Raw genomic sequence first — 16,084 nt, forward strand, 5'->3', positions numbered from 1 at the left:
CCGGCGGCGGCGCTCCCGCGGGCGCCGCCGCCTCCGCCCGTCACTTCACGCGGCCGTACCAGACGCTGCTGGTCCAGATCTTCTGCAGCCGCACCACGTCCCCGGTCTTCGGGGCGTGCCAGATCTTGTTCTTACCCGCGTAGATCCCGACGTGGTACACGTAGCTGCCCGAGTGGAAGAACACCAGGTCCCCGGCCTTACGGCTGCTCTTGGAGATGTGGCGCGTCTTGTTGTACTGCTGGGCGGCCGTGCGGGGGAGTTTCTTCCCCGCCTTCTTGAACGAGTACAGCGTCAGGCCCGAGCAGTCGAACCGGTTCGGTCCGGTCGCCCCCCACTGGTACGGCGCCCCCTTCTTGGACGCCGCGACCTTCAGGGCCTTGGTGCCCACGGTCGCCGCCGCGGCCTCCCCGGCCGCTCCCGGTACCACGATCGAGCCGCCCACGGCGGCGAGGGTGAGGGCCGAGGCCGTGCCGGCCCGGGCCATGAGAGACGGGACACGATTGAGCGCACTCATGCGCAACCCTTCGTCAGCCGCCTGTGAAGGATGACCTGTCGGATTCGGGCTGGCGAAGTAGCCCGGCCGCTGACGCGGCTTCACCCCAAGGGCTGCTCGGGACGCGCACTGCGCGCGTACCGGCGACCCGTCGTGCCTGGGTCCTCCACTCCTGCCGATCCACTCCTGTCGACCGGTCATCCGGGCGGCGGCAGGACTCGGCGTCCGCCCGGATCGCCCCGCCGCGGCGGCGGGGTCTTGTCGTCAGTCAGGGATCTTGACCCATGGGGTGAGCGATTTCCCAACGGAACGGGGGGTTTGTGTTGTTACTCACCACTCACCCGTTCGGGTGGACAGTCGTCCGTTCGAGTCGCCGTCAAGAGGGCGTGTGAGGCCAGGACCAGGGGTGGAATGGTCAATTCCGCCCTCCGGAGAGGAGGGGTGCGCAAGTTCGACGGCCTCAAAAAAGGAGGTTCGTCTACGCCGGACAGGGGTACGCCGTTCGGTCCGTTTCAACTCGTCGCGGGGTGTGTCGTCGAGCGGGCCCGTCGCTCCGGGCCCGCTCCGGTCAACGTCCCGTCTGCGGCGGCAGCGTGACCCTCGCGGTACGCCGCTCGCCGTCCAGCACCCGCAGGGCGCGGGCCAGGGTCTCGGCGTGCAGTTCGCTCTCGCCCCGCCGGTGCATCAGGGTCAGCGCGTCGCGCAGCGCGACCGCCTTGCCGACCAGCGCCTGGGCGGCGCGCAGGCCGCGGTAGGTGTCGCCGCCCTGGGCCGGGTTGACCCGGCCCAGCAGGTCGACGACCTCGAGGTATCGGTCGATCAGCTCGGCCTCCGCCCGGGTCAGCGCGGGCAGCGGCGGCAGTTCCGGCAGCATCCTCGGCTCACCTCCCGCCGGTCGCGGTACGGGCGGCCCGGTGGTGCGGCACGATCCGGTCGGCGAGGCCGTAGTCCACGGCGGCCTGCGCGTCCAGGACCAGATCCCGCTCCAGGTCCGCCCGCACCCGGTCCATGGGCCGGCCGGTGTGCCGGGCCAGCAGCTCCTCCGTGCGGGCCCTGATCCGGGCCAGCTCGTCGGCCCGGATCGCCAGGTCGCTCGCGCTGCCCTCCACCGGCTCGGGGAGGGCGGGCTGACGGAGCACCAGCCGGGAGCCGGGCAGGACGTACCGCTTGCCGGGTGTGCCGGCGGCCAGCAGCAGCGCGGCCGTGCCCTCCGCGCGGCCCAGGCAGACCGTCTCCACGTCGCACGTGACGTACGTCAGGGCGTCGTGCAGGGCGGACATGGCGTGGAAGGGGCCGCCGGGGGAGTTCACGTACAGCGAGATGTCGCGGTCGGGGGAGTGGTGCTCGAGGTACACGAGCTGGGCCGTCGCGTCGTTCACCGCGGTCTCGTCGATCCGCGTGCCCAGGACGACGATCCGCTCCTCCAGCAGCCGGGTGTACGGATCGGGGGTCCGGTCGGGCGGTCGCGTCGTCATGGTGCCCCTCCTGTCTCTGCCGTCTGTAAAAAATGTACAGGACGTACGTGACGTTATGATGGCCGTATGGCTTACGAGATTCCGGTGACCCAGGCCAGGGCCGAGCTCGCCGACCTGATCAACCGCGTGGTGTACGGCGGTGAGCGGGTCGTCGTGACCCGCCACGGGAAGCCGCTCGTCGCCCTCGTCTCCGCGGAGGACCTGCGGCGGCTGGAGGAGGTCGCGGGGGAGGGGGCGGCGGTCAGCGCGGTCTCGGGCGTACGCGAGGTGGCGTCCACACCCCGGGAACCGGGCCGCTTCGGCATCGCCGCGGAACACCGGGGGGCGGGGCCTTCTTGATTTCCGGCGGGCCGGTCGCGTGAGGTGCGCAGCCTCGCCCCGGTCGCGGGCAGTCGTGCCGCAGGGCGGCACGGGTGGGCGCGGCTGCGCGGAGCTGTGCGAGGGCGATGCGGGCGCCGCGCCCACAAAGAAACCGCGCACCCCGTCCGCTGCAGCGGAGGTGCGCGGTCGAACGAAGGGCGGGTCAGCCCGCCAGGGCCGGTTCGTGCTCGGGCGTGTTCTCCGCCGCCGCCGTACGCCCCCGCGCCGCGTGTCCCACCAGCACCGCCCCCAACCCGAGCACCGCCCACCACGTAAGCGTCAGCGCGGACCCCACCGCCGACGCCCCGTCGAAGAACGCGGCCGACCGCAGCAGCGACACCCCCGCCCCCGGCGGCAGCCACTGGCCGATCACCCCGGCCGGCTCCGGCAGCATCTCCGGGGCCGACGCCGCGCCCGAGAACGGGTTGCCGATCAGCATGACCGGCAGGGCGCCGAGGCCCAGCCCGGGCCGCCCCAGCAGGGCCGCCAGACCGGCCACAGCCCCGCTCACCGCCAGCGTGGCCAGCGCGAACGTCCCCGCCACGGCCCACCAGTCACCCGGAAGCGCCTCCAGCCAGCTCTGCGAGAGACCGGCGGCGACGCCGCCGACCAACGCCGCGGACCCGACCAGCGCACCCGCCGCGACCGGCCCCCGCAGCCCGAGCAGCGTCACCGCGACCCCCGCACCGATCCCGGCCAGCGCCAGCGGCAGCACGCTCGTGTTCAGCACCGCCCCGCGCGGATCGCTCGCCGCGGCCGGCACCACGTCCTCCGTGACGATCTCCTGACCGGAGGCGGCGGCCTGGTGCGCGACCGCCTGCTGGAGCAGCTGCGCCACCGCCGGGCTCGCCGCCGACGCGGTCAGCAGTTTCGGACCCTCCGGGCTCACCACGACCGCCCCGTACACCTCACGTTCCTCGATCGCGTCCCGCGCCTCGGCCTCGTCGGCGTACCGATGGAGGTCGAACGCGCCCTTCCGCTGCTCCAGCTGCTGTGCGACCGGCGCCGTCGCGGCGGGCGGGCCCGCCACACCGAGCGGCAGATCGCGCGGCGCCGTACGCGCCGCGGGCCAGGCGAAGGCCCATAGGGCCAGCGCCACCAGGGTCGGGATCAGCACCAGGACGGCCGCGATCCGCCGGTGCGTCGGCAGGGACGTGGGAGACATGAGGGGCTCCTCTGAAAAAGAAGGATCGTTCGTTTTGACCTCGACCACACCGTCCCGCCGTCCTCCTCTCTTGTCAAGAAGGAATGTTCGTTTTAAGTTGACGGCATGGCTCGCGTATCCCAGGAACACCTCGACGCCCGCCGCAGGCAGATCCTCGACGGCGCCGCGGTCTGCTTCGCCCGCAACGGCTTCCACGCCACGTCGATGCAGGACGTGCTGAAGGAGGTGGATCTCTCCGCCGGCGCCGTCTACCGGTACTTCAGCGGCAAGGAGGAGCTGATCGCGGCCATCGCCTCCGAGGTGCTCGAGACGGTGCGCGCCACCCTGGAGCAGGCGGCCCAGGAGAGCCCGCCGCCCACTCCCGACGTACTGGTCCCGCGCGCCCTGGCGACGATGCGGGAGCTGCGGCCGGCGACCCTGGAGACGGGGGAGTGGCTGTTCCCGCGGCTGATGATCCAGGTGTGGACCGAGTCCACGCGCAACCCGGCGCTGACGGCCGTGCTGGCGGACGGGTACGCGAAGATCCGTCAGGCGTGGGGCGGCATGGCGCAGAGCTACAAGGACGCCGGACTGCTGCCCGAGGACGCCGACGTGGACGCGATGGCCCGAGCGATGATCGCGCTCGTGCAGGGGTTCGCCGCCCAGATGGCCCTGTTCGGCGACATCCCGCCGCAGGTCCTCGCCCACGGCACCCGCGCCCTGATGACCGTCGGCCGCGGCCGGTAGACCCTTGCTCCGGCCGCCGCGCGGTTAACGTCCTCGAAACGCCGCCCGGCTAGCCTCCGGGTCCACGCCACCGGGGATCCTTCCCGTGGCCGCGGCCACCGGGCCCCGCACGGCCCGGAGCGAGGACGGTGAGGGGGATGCCGTGCAACTGACCCCGCACGAGCAGGAGAGGCTGCTCATCCATGTGGCGGCCGACGTGGCGGCGAAGCGCCGCGACCGCGGTCTGAAGCTCAATCACCCCGAGGCGGTCGCGCTCATCACCTCGCACATCCTCGAGGGCGCCCGCGACGGCCGGACCGTCGCCGAACTCATGGCGTCCGGGCGGAAGGTGCTGACCAGGGACGACGTGATGGAGGGGGTCCCCGAGATGATCCCGGACGTGCAGGTGGAGGCCACCTTCCCGGACGGCACCAAGCTCGTCACCGTCCACGACCCCATCGTCTGACGGGAGGAGCGCCGTGACACCCGGAGAGATCCTGTTCGCCGAGGGCCCGATCGTCTACAACGAGGGCCGCGGGACCACCCGGCTGACCGTCCTCAACGCGGCCGACCGGCCCGTCCAGGTCGGCTCGCACTACCACTTCGCCGAGGCCAACCCCGGCCTGGAGTTCGACCGTTCGGCGGCCCGCGGCAAGCGGCTCGACGTCCCCGCCGGCACCGCCGTACGGTTCGAGCCCGGCATCCCCGTCGAGGTGGACCTGGTGCCGCTCGCCGGGGCGCGCATCGTGCCCGGGCTGCGCGGGGAGACGGGAGGCCCGCTCGATGCCTGAGATCTCCCGCGAGGCGTACGCCGACCTGTTCGGGCCGACCACCGGCGACCGGATCCGGCTCGCCGACACCGATCTGCTGGTCGAGATCGAGGAGGACCGCTCGGGCGGTCCCGGACGCGCCGGTGACGAGGCGGTGTTCGGCGGCGGCAAGGTCATCCGCGAGTCGATGGGCCAGGCCACCGTCACCCGCGCCGAGGGCGCTCCCGACACGGTGATCACCGGCGCGGTCGTCGTCGACCACTGGGGTGTCGTCAAGGCCGACGTCGGCATCCGCGACGGCCGGATCACCGGCATCGGGAAGGCCGGCAATCCCGACACCATGGACGGCGTCCACCCCGACCTGGTGATCGGCCCGGAGACCGAGGTCATCGCCGGCAACGGGCGCATCCTGACCGCCGGGGCGATCGACGCGCATGTGCACTTCATCTGCCCGCAGATCGCCGACGAGGCGCTGGCCTCCGGCATCACGACACTGGTCGGCGGCGGCACCGGACCCGCCGAGGGCTCCAAGGCGACCACCGTCACGCCCGGCTCCTGGCATCTGGCGCGGATGCTGGAGTCGATGGAGGCGTACCCGCTGAACATCGGGCTCCTCGGCAAGGGCAACACCGTGTCGCAGGACGCCCTGTTGTCGCAGATCCGGGGCGGCGCCGTCGGGCTGAAGCTGCACGAGGACTGGGGGTCCACCCCGGCCGTCATCGACGCGGCGCTGACCGCGGCCGACCGGACCGGCGTCCAGGTCGCCATTCACACCGACACCCTCAACGAGGCCGGTTTCGTGGGCGACACGCTCGCCGCGATCGCCGGGCGCGGCATCCACGCGTACCACACCGAGGGGGCGGGAGGCGGGCACGCGCCGGACATCATGACCGTGGTCTCCCAGCCGAACGTACTGCCCAGCTCCACCAATCCGACGCGGCCGTTCACCGTCAACACCGTCGAGGAGCACCTCGACATGCTGATGGTGTGCCACCACCTCAACCCCGCCGTGCCGGAGGACCTCGCCTTCGCCGAGTCGCGGATCCGGCCGTCCACCATCGGCGCCGAGGACGTGCTGCACGACCTCGGCGCCATCTCCGTCATCTCCTCCGACTCCCAGGCGATGGGACGCGTCGGCGAGGTGATCATGCGGACCTGGCAGACGGCCCATGTGATGAAGCGGAGGCGCGGCGCCCTGCCCGGCGACGGGCGCGCCGACAACCACCGGGTCCGTCGCTATGTCGCCAAATACACCATCAACCCGGCGGTGGCGCAGGGGATGGCGGGCGAGATCGGCTCGGTGGAGAGCGGCAAGCTGGCCGATCTGGCGCTGTGGGAGCCGAAGTTCTTCGGGGTCAAGCCCCACCTCGTCATCAAGGGCGGGCAGATCGCCTATGCGCAGATGGGGGACGCCAACGCGTCCATCCCGACCCCGCAGCCGGTGCTGCCCCGGCCCATGTTCGGCGCGACCGGGCGGGCGCCCGCGGCCAACTCGGTCAACTTCGTCGCCCAGGCCGCCCTCGACGCGGGGCTGCCCGACCGGCTCGGGCTGGGCAAGAGGTGGGCGGTCATCGACTCCACGCGCGCGGTGACCAAGGCGGACATGCGGGAGAACGACGCCCTGCCGGACGTGCGGATCGACCCCGACAGCTTCGCCGTACGCATCGACGGGGAGCTGGTCGAGGCGACGCCGGCCGAGGAACTCCCTCTCGCCCAGCGCTACTTCCTCTTCTGATGTCCAGGGCAGCGCTGCTCGTCCTGGCCGACGGCCGTTTTCCCGCCGGAGGGCATGCCCACTCCGGCGGGGCGGAGGCCGCGGTCCACGCCGGGCGGATCACCGGTGCGGAGAGTCTGGAGTCGTTCTGCAGGGGGCGGCTGCATACGGCGGGGCTGGTGGGGGCGGCGCTGGCCGCGTCCGCAGCGCTGGGCGTGGACCCGGTGGCTCTGGACGCGGCCGCCGACGCACGGACGCCGTCACCGGCGTTGCGGGCGGCCGCACGCAGGCTGGGGCGGCAGTTGCTGCGGGCGGTCCGGGCCGCCTGGCCCGGGGATGAACTGGACGCGTTGGGGCGTCGGTTCCCCAAGGGGGCGCACCAGCCGGTGGTGCTGGGGGCGGCCGCTCGGGCGGCCGGGCTCGGGGCGGAGGATGCGGCGCACTGTGCGGTGTACGAGAGTGTCGGTGGTCCTGCGACGGCGACGGTACGGCTGTTGAGCCTGGACCCGTTCGACGCCACGGCGGTCCTGGCTCGGCTGGCGCCGGAGGCGGACCGGGTGGCGGAGGCGGCGGTGCGGGCGGCGCGGCGGGTCGTGCGGGAAGGTACCGGCGCACTGCCTGCGGCGTCGGCGCCTCTGCTGGAGATTCATGCCGAGGCGCATGCGGGGCGGGCGGGGCGGTTGTTCGCGTCATGAGGTTCGTCGGCGGGTGCGGGTTCGCGGGGGCTGTTCGCGCAGTTCCCCGCGCCCCTGAGGCGGTTGGCCGTCCCGGAGTTCGTCAGCTCGCCGGGCCTGCGGGTTCGGTTCGTTGCTGGGTGCGGCGCTGTGCGGGCTGTTCCCGCAGTTCCCCGCGCCCCTTGGGGGTTGTCCGGCCCCCATCCGATATGTCCACCCCAATCGTCCGGAGGTGCCTCATGCATCGTGATCACATCGACCCTCACCCCGGCCCTGCCGCCCTCGGTGGTGACGCCCGGAGACCTGACGGGGCGCGCCGTGCCCTGCGGATCGGGCTCGGGGGGCCCGTCGGGTCCGGGAAGACCGCTACCGTCGCCGCGCTCTGCCGGGTGCTGCGGGACGAGGTGTCGCTGGCCGTCGTGACCAACGACATCTACACCCGTGAGGACGCCGAGTACCTGCTCAGGGAGGCCGTGCTGCCTCCCGAGCGGATCACCGCCGTGGAGACCGGCGCCTGCCCGCACACCGCGATCCGTGACGACATCTCCGCCAACCTCGAAGCGGTCGAGGACCTGGAGGACTCCGTCGGCCCGCTGGACCTCGTGCTCCTCGAATCCGGCGGGGACAACCTCACCGCCACCTTCTCCAAGGGGCTGGTCGACGCGCAGATCTTCGTGATCGACGTGGCCGGCGGGGACGACATCCCGCGCAAGGGCGGCCCCGGCGTGACCACCGCCGACCTGCTGGTCGTGAACAAGACGGACCTCGCCCCGTACGTCGGCTCGGACCTCGGCCGGATGGCGGTGGACGCCAAGGCACAACGTGCCGATCTGCCCGTGGTGTTCCAGTCGCTGCGTGAGGACGAGGGGATCGCGGCGGTGGCGGCCTGGGTGCGGCAGCGGCTCGCCGCGTGGGCGGTGTGAACACCGCGGGCGTCCGGGCGGAGGCGGAGATCCGCGCCCGCGCTGACGGCCGGGGCGGCACCGCCCTGCCCGTGCTGGAGAGCCGGGGCCCGCTCGCCGTGCGGCGCACGCGGGGGAGCGGCGCCACCGCGCACGTCACGCTCGTCGGCGCGATGAGCGGCCCGCACGGCGGGGACCACTTCACCGTCCGCGCCGACGTCGGGCCGGACGCCCGGCTGCGGGTCGGCTCGGCCGCCGCCACGCTCGCCCTGCCGGGCCAGCACGGGGGACAGGCGCGCCAGGACGTGCGGCTCACCGTCGCCGCCGGAGGCGAACTGCAGTGGATGCCCGAGCCGTTGATCTCCGTCACGGGCAGCGAGCTGGCCGTGCACACCCATGTCGACCTCGCCCCCGGCGCCCGTCTGGTGCTCCGCGAGGAACTCGTGCTGGGCCGGACCGGGGAGGACCCCGGACGGCTCACCTCCCGGCTGACCGTGCGCGTCGACGGACGCCCCGTCCTCGACCAGGAACTCGACTGCGGCCCCGGCGCGGAGGGCGGCTGGGACGGTCCCGCCGTGCTGGGCGGACACCGCGCGGTCGGGCAACTCGTCGCAGTCGACCCGGAGTTCGAGGACAAACCGGTCGCGCCCGGCGTGCCCGCCGACGGTCTCGCCGTCCTGCCGCTCACCGGACCCGCCGTCCTGGTCAGCGCCGTGGCGCCGGACGCCCTGCGACTGCGCCGGCTCCTCGACCGGGCGCCCTCCGCCTTCGCCCCAGCGGCCCCGGCGTCCGCATGACGCCACTCCGCGTCCGCTTATCGGATTGGCAAAGAAGGAGTATCCCCTCTGTCGCCCATGACCTCCGGGAGACGAGGATCCTCCTCCGTACGCATCGAAACCATGTACGGGGAGGCCCCCTTGAGGGACAGCAGACCGAAGAGGCGGGTGGCGGCGCTCGGTTCGGCCGGCGTGCTCGTCGCATCCGCGCTCATAGCCGGCGCCGTCGCGGCGCCCACCGCGAGCGCGACGGCGGACACCCGCCACGGCAAGGACCGTGAGGCCCAGGGCGTGGCCGTCGCCGCGGCCCGGGCCGCCAAGGCCGGCATCGACTGGCAGGACTGCCCCGCCGACTGGAACCTGCCCCGGCCCATCCAGTGCGGCTGGGTCTCCGTGCCGCTTGACTACGCGAAGCCGAACGGAAAGCGGATCAAGCTCGCCGTCGACCGTGTCGCCAGCACCGGCACGCCCGCCGAACGGCAGGGCGCGCTGCTCTACAACCCGGGCGGCCCCGGCGGCTCCGGCCTGCGCTTCCCGGCCCGGGTCACCTCGAAGAATCCCGTCTGGGCCAACACCGCCAAGGCGTACGACTTCGTCGGCTTCGACCCGCGCGGCGTGGGGAGGTCCGCGCCCATCTCCTGCGGCGACCCGCAGGAGTTCGTGAAGGCGCCCAAGGCCGACCCGGTGCCCCGCACCGAGGCCGACAAGCGGGCCCAGCGCAAGCTCGCCCGCGAGTACGCCGAGGGCTGCCTCGAGCGCAGCGGCACGATGCTGCCCCACATGACCACCCCGAACACCGCCCGCGACCTCGACGTCATCCGCGCGGCGCTCGGCGAGAAGAAGCTCAACTACCTGGGCGTCTCCTACGGCACCTACCTCGGCGCCGTCTACGCCACCCTGTTCCCGGACCACGTGCGCCGCATGGTCGTGGACAGCGTGGTCAACCCGTCCCGTCAGAAGATCTGGTACCAGGCGAACCTGGACCAGAACGTCGCCTTCGAGACCCGCTGGCAGGACTGGCAGGACTGGGTCGCGAAGAACGACGCCGCCTACCACCTCGGCACCACCCGCGCCGCCGTCCAGGAGCAGTGGCTGAAGCTGCGCGCGGCGGCCGCGAAGGAGCCGTTCGGCGGGGTGGTCGGGCCCGCGGAGCTGATCGGCTTCTTCCAGAGCGCCCCGTACTACGACTCCGCGTGGGCCCCGGTCGCCGAGGTGTTCAGCCAGGCCGCCGCCGGGAACACCCAGGCACTGGTCGACGCCGCCGCCCCCGACCTGTCCGACACGGCGGGCAACGCCGCCGCGGAGAACGGCAACGCCGTCTACAACGCGGTCGAGTGCACCGACGCCAAGTGGCCCGCCGACTGGCGCACCTGGGACCGCGACACCACCCGGCTGCACCGCGACCACCCGTTCCTGACCTGGGCCAACACCTGGATGAACCTGCCCTGCGCCACCTGGCCGGTACCCCAGCGCACCCCGGTCGACGTGAAGACCGACAAGGGTCTGCCGCCCGTGCTGATCGTCCAGTCCGAGCGTGACGCGGCCACCCCGTACGGCGGCGCCGTCGAGCTGCACAAGCGGCTCAAGGGCTCCCGTCTGATCACCGAGCGGGACGCCGGCTCCCACGGCGTGACCGGGCTGATCAACTCCTGCGTCAACGACCGGGTCGACACCTACCTGCTCACCGGGAAGCTCGACCGCTCCGACGTGACCTGCGCCCCGCACGCCACGCCGAAGCCGTGACCGCACGCGGGTGAGGGGCGGCCGGAACTCCCCGGCCGCCCCTCACCCATGACCAGTCACCCGCGTCCCGCGCGGCTCACCGCTGCGGCAGGCGCGACGCCCGCCGCTTCTCCTCCGCCTTGCGCTCGGCCTCCGCCGCCTTCACATCGGCCGCGTACTGGTCCACGTACTCCTGCTCGGAGAGGGAGAGGATGGCGTACATGATCTCGTCCGTGATCGCCCGCAGGACCGCCTTCTCGTTCTCCATGCCCTCATAGCGCGAGAAGTCCAGCGGCTCGCCGAAGCGGATCACCACCGGGTGGATGCGGGGGATCTTCCGGCCGGGCGGCTGCGCCTCGAACGTGCCGATCATCGCGCAGGGCACCACCGGGACGCCCGCCTTGAGGGCCATCACCGCCACGCCGACCTTGCCCTTGTAGAGGCGGCCGTCGTGCGAGCGGGTGCCCTCCGGGTAGATGCCGAGCAGTTCCCCCTTGCTCAGCACCCCGAGCCCCTCGCGGATGGCCGCCTGCCCGGCCTCCTTGCCGGAGCGGTCGACGGGAATCTGGCCGGCGCTGTGGAAGAAGAACGCCGTCAGCCGCCCCTTCAGACCCGGGCCGGTGAAGTACTCGGCCTTGGCGAGGAAGGTGATGCGGCGCTTCAGCACGGCCGGCATCAGGAAGTGGTCCGAGAACGACAGATGGTTTCCCGCCACGATCGCGGCGCCGGAGGACGGGACATGCTCCAGGCCCTCGATCCGGGGCCGGAAGACCAGTCTGAGCAGCGGGCCCAACAGCACATATTTGAGCAGGTAGTAGAACAAAAGCACGCTCCTCGACTCTGGGAAACGACGGGATCGCCGCGTTCCAGCAGGTCATCCGGCACGTCGTGAACTGTCAGTCTAGGACCGGGTGACGGGCACCGGCACCAGGTTCGACGGGAACCGGAACCCACCGCGCCGGACAGCCGCCCGCACGCCGCCCGGTCGCCGTCCACGCACCGCCAAGTACGCTCGACGGTATGCGGATCTCCGTCTCCTCCGACATGGACGAACCCGTCGCCCGAGCCCTGGTCGACGCCCTGCGCGAGCGCGGCCACGAGGTGCGCGCGCTCGGCGCCCTGAGCCCCGGCGACGACCCGCAGTGGGCCGTGTGCTCCGAGGCCGCCGCCCGCGACGTCGCCGAGGGGAGGGCCGACCAGGCGGTGGTGTGCTGCTGGACCGGCACCGGCGCCTCGATCGCCGCCAACAAGGTGCCCGGCGTCCGGGCCGCCCTGTGCACCGACGCGTACACCGCCGACGGCGCCCGCCGCTGGAACGACGCCAACGTGCTGGCGCTGAGCCTGCGGCTCACCTCGGTCCCGGTGCTCCAGGAGATCCTCGACGCCTGGTTCGCCGGGCGGCCCAGCGACGACCCCGAGGACCGGGCGAACGTGGAGCGCACCACCCGCCTCGACCGCGAGCGCACCCGGGCCTGACGGCGGGTCCCGTCACAGCCGTACGACGACCAGTGCCGTGTCGTCCGTGGCGCCGCCGGGCGGCAGCAGTTCCCGCAGCACCGTGTCCGCCAGCGGCTCCGGGTCCAGCGTCCGGTGCCGGCGCAGGGACTCCGCCAGTCGCCGCAGCCCCACGTCGATGTCCTCCCGCCGCCGCTCGATCAGCCCGTCCGTGTAGAGCACGAGGGTCGCCCCGGGCGAGAAGACCGTCGACGCCTCAGGCCGGGGCCGCGGATCCGGACGGGCGTCCAGCGGCGGGTCCGTCGCCCGGTCCAGGAACTCCACCCGCCCGTCGTCGTGCAGCAGCACCGGCGGGGGATGGCCGGCGCTGCTGTAGGTGATGCTGTTCCGGTCGAAGTCGATGAACGTCGTCACGACCGTCGCCGACTCGGCGCCGTCCACCACGTTCGCGTACCGGCCCAGCACGTTCAGCGCCTGGGCAGGCCCGTCCGCCACCCGGGACGCGGCGCTCAGCGCGCTGCGCAATTGGCCCATCACCCCGGCCGCCTCCAGACCGTGCCCCACCACGTCGCCCACCGACACGCCGATACGGTGGCCGCCCACCAGGTCGACCAGGTCGTACCAGTCGCCGCACACGTTCAGCGCGCCCACCGCCGGCCGGTAGCGCACCGCGGCCCGGTGACCCACCTGCCGGTTCGCCGGCAGCATCGCCTTCTGCAGCACCAGGGCCACCTCGCGCTCCCGGGCGTGCGCCTCGCGCAGCCGGTTGTTCAGCTCCTGCAGCTCCCTGGCGCGCGTGTACAGCTCGGCCTCCAGCACCCGGCCCGCCGTGTCGCCGCCGAGCCCCCGGGCCCGCACGAACTCGGTGACCTCCTCGACCCGGTGCACGATCAGCCGCACCCGGCCGTCAGGGCCGAGGACCGGGCTGTTCACCGGCGACCAGTAGTGCTCGTGCCAGTTCCCCGAGTGCTCGGGGGACTCGACGTCGTAGCGCTGCAGGGCCATCGCGTCGCGCTCGCCGCTGGCCAGCACCCGCAGCAGCGAGGCCCGCAGCTGGTGCGAGTGCTGCGCGGCGGGGGAGTTCACCGACTCCGGGAACACGTCGAACACGTAGCGGCCCAGCAGGGACTCGCGCGAACGCCCGGTGCCGCTCACGTACGCCTCGTTGACGTCGGCGAACACGAGGTCGGGGGTCAGCAGCGCCACCATGCCCGGCAGCGCCCGGTACACCGCCTCGAAGTCGATCGTCGTGCCTGCCATCGCCCCGCCTCACTCCGGGTGAGTGTTCAGCGGCTGCTCCGCCCAGATGATCTTCCCGTCGGGCACGAAGCGCGTGCCCCAGCGCTCCGCGAGCTGCGACACCAGCAGCAGCCCCCGGCCGCCCTCGTCCATCGCGCGCGGATGCCGCAGATGCGGGGCGCTCGCGCCGCCGTCGAGCACCTCGCACACCAGCGTCCGCTCCCGGATCAGCCGCAGCCGCACCCGCCCGGAGGCGTGCCGGATCGCGTTCGTCAGCAGCTCGCTCACCAGCAGCTCCGTGGTGAACTTCAGCTCCTCGTCGAGACCCCAGCGGGACAGCTGGTCCTGGGTGGTCCTGCGGGCGTCCGCCACCACCGCCGGGTCGGGCGGCAGCTCCCAGGCCGCTATCTGCTCCGGCGCGAGCCGCTTGGTCCGCGCCATCAGCAGCGCCACGTCGTCCTCCGGACGGGACGGGACCAGCGCGTCGACCACGGCCCGGCAGCTGGGCCGCAGCTCCCGCTCCGTGCCCTCCAGGGCCCGCCGCAGCCGCTCCCGTCCGGCCTGATCCGCGCCGTCGTCGCCGTGCGCCAGCAGTCCGTCCGTGTGCAGCACCAGCGTGCTGCCCTCGGCCAGGGACACCTCCACCGCCTCGAACGGCGGCCCGCCCACCCCGAGCGCGGGACCCTGCGGCAGGTCCACGAAGCCGACCGTGCCGTCCGGCGCGACCACGGCGGGCGCGGGATGACCCGCGGCGGCCATCGTGCACCGCCCGTCCGCCGGGTCGTACACCACGTACACGCAGGCGGAGCCGACGGTGTTGGCCTGACCGCCCCCGCCGTCGCTGTCGCCCTCGCCGTCGTCACCCTCCACGTCACCGTCGTCCCGCGCCGAGCGGAGGGCCAGGTCGTCCAGGTGCGCCAGCACCTCCTCGGGCGGCAGGTCGATCGCGGCCAGCGTGCGGACCGCCGTGCGCAGCCGCCCCATGGCCGCGGCGGCGTCGATGCCGTGCCCCGGCACCTCGCCGACCACCAGCGCGACCCGGGCGCCGGACAGCGGGATCAGGTCGTACCAGTCGCCGCCCAGCCCGGTCAGTTCGTCGGCGGGCCGGTAGCAGGCGGCCACCTCGACGGCGTCCTGGTCGGGCAGCCGGCGCGGCAGCAGGCTGCGCTGGAGCACCAGCGCCGCGTCCCGCTCGCGGGTGTAGCGGCGGGCGTTGTCCACGCAGACGGCGGCGCGCGACACCAGGTCCTCGGCGAGGTGCAGGTCGTCCGCGTCGAAGGGGTTCTGCCGGCGGCGGAAGAACGTGGTGAGGCCCAGGGTGACGCCGCGCGCCCGGACCGGGACGATCATCACGCTCTGCAGGCCCAGCTCCAGGAACGTGGACTCCCGGCCGCCCGGCGCTCCCTCGGCCCACTCCATGGCCAGCGGGTCCAGTTGCTCCTGCCGCCAGGACCGCCCCGTGGTCAGGCACCACACGGGCGGGGAGTCCGTCAGGTAGGAGACGACCGCGCCGCTGTCCACGACCGTCCGCGGCAGGTCCTCGTACAGGGAGCGGTGGCCCGCGCGGCGCAGCGGCACCCGCTCCGACCCGGTGAGCGGGGCCGGCTCGGCGCCCCGCAGCACCGTCTCCAGCAGGTCCACGGTGACGAAGTCGGCGAGGCCGGGCACAGCGACGTCGGCCAGTTCCTGCGCGGTGGTCATCACGTCGAGGGTGCGGCCGATGTACTGGCCGGCCCGGTCGAGCAGGGCGAGACGCTGCCGGGCCCGGTGCCGGTCGGTGACGTCCACGACCGTGTAGTACAGGCCCATCGGGTCGCCCCGGTCGTCCTCGAGGCGGGTGAACGACAGCATGTGCGCGGTCTCCCGCAGCGGCGCCGACCGCACCCGGCCGACGTACTCGTAGCCGACCACCTGCTCGCCCGTCTCCAGCACGTGCCGCATCCGCTCCTCGACGGCCTCGCTGTCCATGCCGGGCTGGACGTCGGCGACCCGCAGGCCGAGACGGGTCCGGCCCTGGCCGCCGCCCCACTGCTCCAGGGCCGCGTTGGACCACACGTAGCGCAGCTCCGTGTCCACGATGGCGATGCCGATGGGGTTGCCGACGACGATCTGCTCCAGCACGCCGCGGCTCATGTCCCAGCCCCGCGTGCCCTCCTCCAGCTCCGACAGCAGCACCAGCACCGCCGGGCGGCCCTGCGGCGCCGTGGTCGGGGTGACCCGCACCCCCACCTCCACCGGGTGCCCGTCCCGGCGGACGGCCGTCATCAACCCCGTCCAGTCCTTGCCGGCGCGGCACCGGTCGAGCAGGTCCTCCATCCGCTCGGCGTCCTCGTTCACCAGCAGATCGGCGAACTTCCGGCCCACCGCCTCCGCCGCGCCGTGGCCCAGCAGCCGCTCCGCGTGCACCGTCCAGCCCGTCACCAGACCGTGCGGGTCCAGCAGCAGCGGCGCGGCGTCGGCCACGTCGAACCCCTGCCGGGCTCCTCCCTGCTCCTTCTGTCCGCCCACAGACGGCCTCTCTGTCGCTGAGAGTGTTCTGTCACCTTATGTCCCCGCTAGACCCCATCTTCACCCCGATGACCGGCCGGGGGCTTCCCGGAGGTGGGCCAGCGGTGCACCGCGCCCGTCGTCCGG

The 16,084-nt window shown here is 73.2% G+C and carries 17 protein-coding genes; 10 read left to right on the forward strand and 7 right to left on the reverse strand.

Annotated features, from left to right (window positions below; translation table 11 throughout):
• Positions 1-40: 40 nt before the first annotated feature.
• From ACQY0Z_RS19490 to ACQY0Z_RS19500, 3 genes are all read right to left on the reverse strand, one after another.
• On the reverse strand, positions 41-514 hold the full coding sequence (locus ACQY0Z_RS19490; protein ID WP_189906768.1) for a C40 family peptidase: 474 nt from the start codon (positions 512-514) through the stop codon (positions 41-43).
• A 547-nt stretch (positions 515-1,061) separates the two neighbouring features.
• The gene (locus ACQY0Z_RS19495; RefSeq protein WP_019524750.1) at positions 1,062-1,367 is read right to left on the reverse strand and encodes a hypothetical protein; all 306 of its coding nucleotides are present in this window, start codon (positions 1,365-1,367) and stop codon (positions 1,062-1,064) included.
• 7 nt (positions 1,368-1,374) lie between these two features.
• Entirely contained in the window at positions 1,375-1,968 is a 594-nt protein-coding gene (locus ACQY0Z_RS19500; protein ID WP_254588254.1) for an ATP-dependent Clp protease proteolytic subunit, read from the reverse strand.
• Between the two features lie 66 nt (positions 1,969-2,034).
• On the opposite strand from ACQY0Z_RS19500, the gene ACQY0Z_RS19505 reads away from it, so the two are divergent.
• Positions 2,035-2,307, forward strand: coding sequence for a type II toxin-antitoxin system Phd/YefM family antitoxin (locus ACQY0Z_RS19505; protein WP_189906771.1), 273 nt, complete (start codon positions 2,035-2,037; stop codon positions 2,305-2,307).
• 184 nt (positions 2,308-2,491) lie between these two features.
• Here ACQY0Z_RS19505 and ACQY0Z_RS19510 read toward each other — a convergent pair whose 3' ends face one another.
• Positions 2,492-3,493 (reverse strand): ABC transporter permease, encoded by a 1,002-nt coding sequence (locus ACQY0Z_RS19510; RefSeq protein WP_439812577.1) that lies wholly within the window; start codon positions 3,491-3,493, stop codon positions 2,492-2,494.
• Positions 3,494-3,598: 105 nt separating this feature from the next.
• Between ACQY0Z_RS19510 and ACQY0Z_RS19515 the strand changes: the two genes are divergently transcribed.
• The 8 genes from ACQY0Z_RS19515 to ACQY0Z_RS19550 all read left to right on the forward strand — a co-directional run bounded on the left by ACQY0Z_RS19515 (position 3,599) and on the right by ACQY0Z_RS19550 (position 10,777).
• Positions 3,599-4,219 (forward strand): TetR/AcrR family transcriptional regulator, encoded by a 621-nt coding sequence (locus tag ACQY0Z_RS19515; protein WP_254585186.1) that lies wholly within the window; start codon positions 3,599-3,601, stop codon positions 4,217-4,219.
• 142 nt (positions 4,220-4,361) lie between these two features.
• On the forward strand, positions 4,362-4,664 hold the full coding sequence (locus ACQY0Z_RS19520; RefSeq protein WP_189906778.1) for an urease subunit gamma: 303 nt from the start codon (positions 4,362-4,364) through the stop codon (positions 4,662-4,664).
• Positions 4,665-4,677: 13 nt separating this feature from the next.
• A complete protein-coding gene (locus ACQY0Z_RS19525; RefSeq protein ID WP_254585185.1) occupies positions 4,678-4,989 on the forward strand; it encodes an urease subunit beta in 312 nt (103 codons plus the stop codon).
• The gene (locus tag ACQY0Z_RS19530; protein WP_347225078.1) at positions 4,982-6,703 is read left to right on the forward strand and encodes an urease subunit alpha; all 1,722 of its coding nucleotides are present in this window, start codon (positions 4,982-4,984) and stop codon (positions 6,701-6,703) included. Before ACQY0Z_RS19525 ends, ACQY0Z_RS19530 begins: the two co-directional genes overlap by 8 nt.
• Positions 6,703-7,377 (forward strand): urease accessory protein UreF, encoded by a 675-nt coding sequence (locus ACQY0Z_RS19535; RefSeq protein WP_189906790.1) that lies wholly within the window; start codon positions 6,703-6,705, stop codon positions 7,375-7,377. The genes ACQY0Z_RS19530 and ACQY0Z_RS19535 overlap by 1 nt, the downstream gene beginning before the upstream one ends.
• A 218-nt stretch (positions 7,378-7,595) precedes the next feature.
• Positions 7,596-8,279 carry an urease accessory protein UreG gene (ureG, locus tag ACQY0Z_RS19540; protein WP_439812578.1) on the forward strand — a complete coding sequence of 228 codons (684 nt, stop codon included), beginning with the start codon at positions 7,596-7,598 and terminating at the stop codon, positions 8,277-8,279.
• A complete protein-coding gene (locus ACQY0Z_RS19545) occupies positions 8,267-9,055 on the forward strand; it encodes an urease accessory protein UreD (RefSeq protein ID WP_439812579.1) in 789 nt (262 codons plus the stop codon). The genes ureG and ACQY0Z_RS19545 overlap by 13 nt, the downstream gene beginning before the upstream one ends.
• A gap of 102 nt (positions 9,056-9,157) precedes the next feature.
• Positions 9,158-10,777, forward strand: a complete 1,620-nt coding sequence (locus tag ACQY0Z_RS19550; protein WP_439812580.1) for an alpha/beta hydrolase — start codon at positions 9,158-9,160, stop codon at positions 10,775-10,777.
• A 76-nt stretch (positions 10,778-10,853) separates the two neighbouring features.
• On the opposite strand, the gene ACQY0Z_RS19555 is transcribed toward ACQY0Z_RS19550, so the two are convergent.
• Entirely contained in the window at positions 10,854-11,579 is a 726-nt protein-coding gene (locus ACQY0Z_RS19555) for a lysophospholipid acyltransferase family protein (protein ID WP_189906812.1), read from the reverse strand.
• Between the two features lie 197 nt (positions 11,580-11,776).
• Between ACQY0Z_RS19555 and ACQY0Z_RS19560 the strand changes: the two genes are divergently transcribed.
• Entirely contained in the window at positions 11,777-12,232 is a 456-nt protein-coding gene (locus ACQY0Z_RS19560; RefSeq protein ID WP_189906798.1) for an RpiB/LacA/LacB family sugar-phosphate isomerase, read from the forward strand.
• Positions 12,233-12,244: 12 nt separating this feature from the next.
• Here the strand turns inward: ACQY0Z_RS19560 and ACQY0Z_RS19565 are convergent, their stop codons facing one another.
• Both ACQY0Z_RS19565 and ACQY0Z_RS19570 read right to left on the reverse strand, forming a co-directional pair.
• The gene (locus tag ACQY0Z_RS19565; protein ID WP_381724879.1) at positions 12,245-13,471 is read right to left on the reverse strand and encodes a PP2C family protein-serine/threonine phosphatase; all 1,227 of its coding nucleotides are present in this window, start codon (positions 13,469-13,471) and stop codon (positions 12,245-12,247) included.
• 9 nt (positions 13,472-13,480) lie between these two features.
• Positions 13,481-15,958 (reverse strand): SpoIIE family protein phosphatase, encoded by a 2,478-nt coding sequence (locus ACQY0Z_RS19570; protein WP_254585179.1) that lies wholly within the window; start codon positions 15,956-15,958, stop codon positions 13,481-13,483.
• Positions 15,959-16,084: the final 126 nt, after the last annotated feature.

This window comes from Streptomyces sp. P9-2 (assembly GCF_051903975.1).
In the GTDB taxonomy this organism is placed as follows: domain Bacteria; phylum Actinomycetota; class Actinomycetes; order Streptomycetales; family Streptomycetaceae; genus Streptomyces; species Streptomyces cellulosae.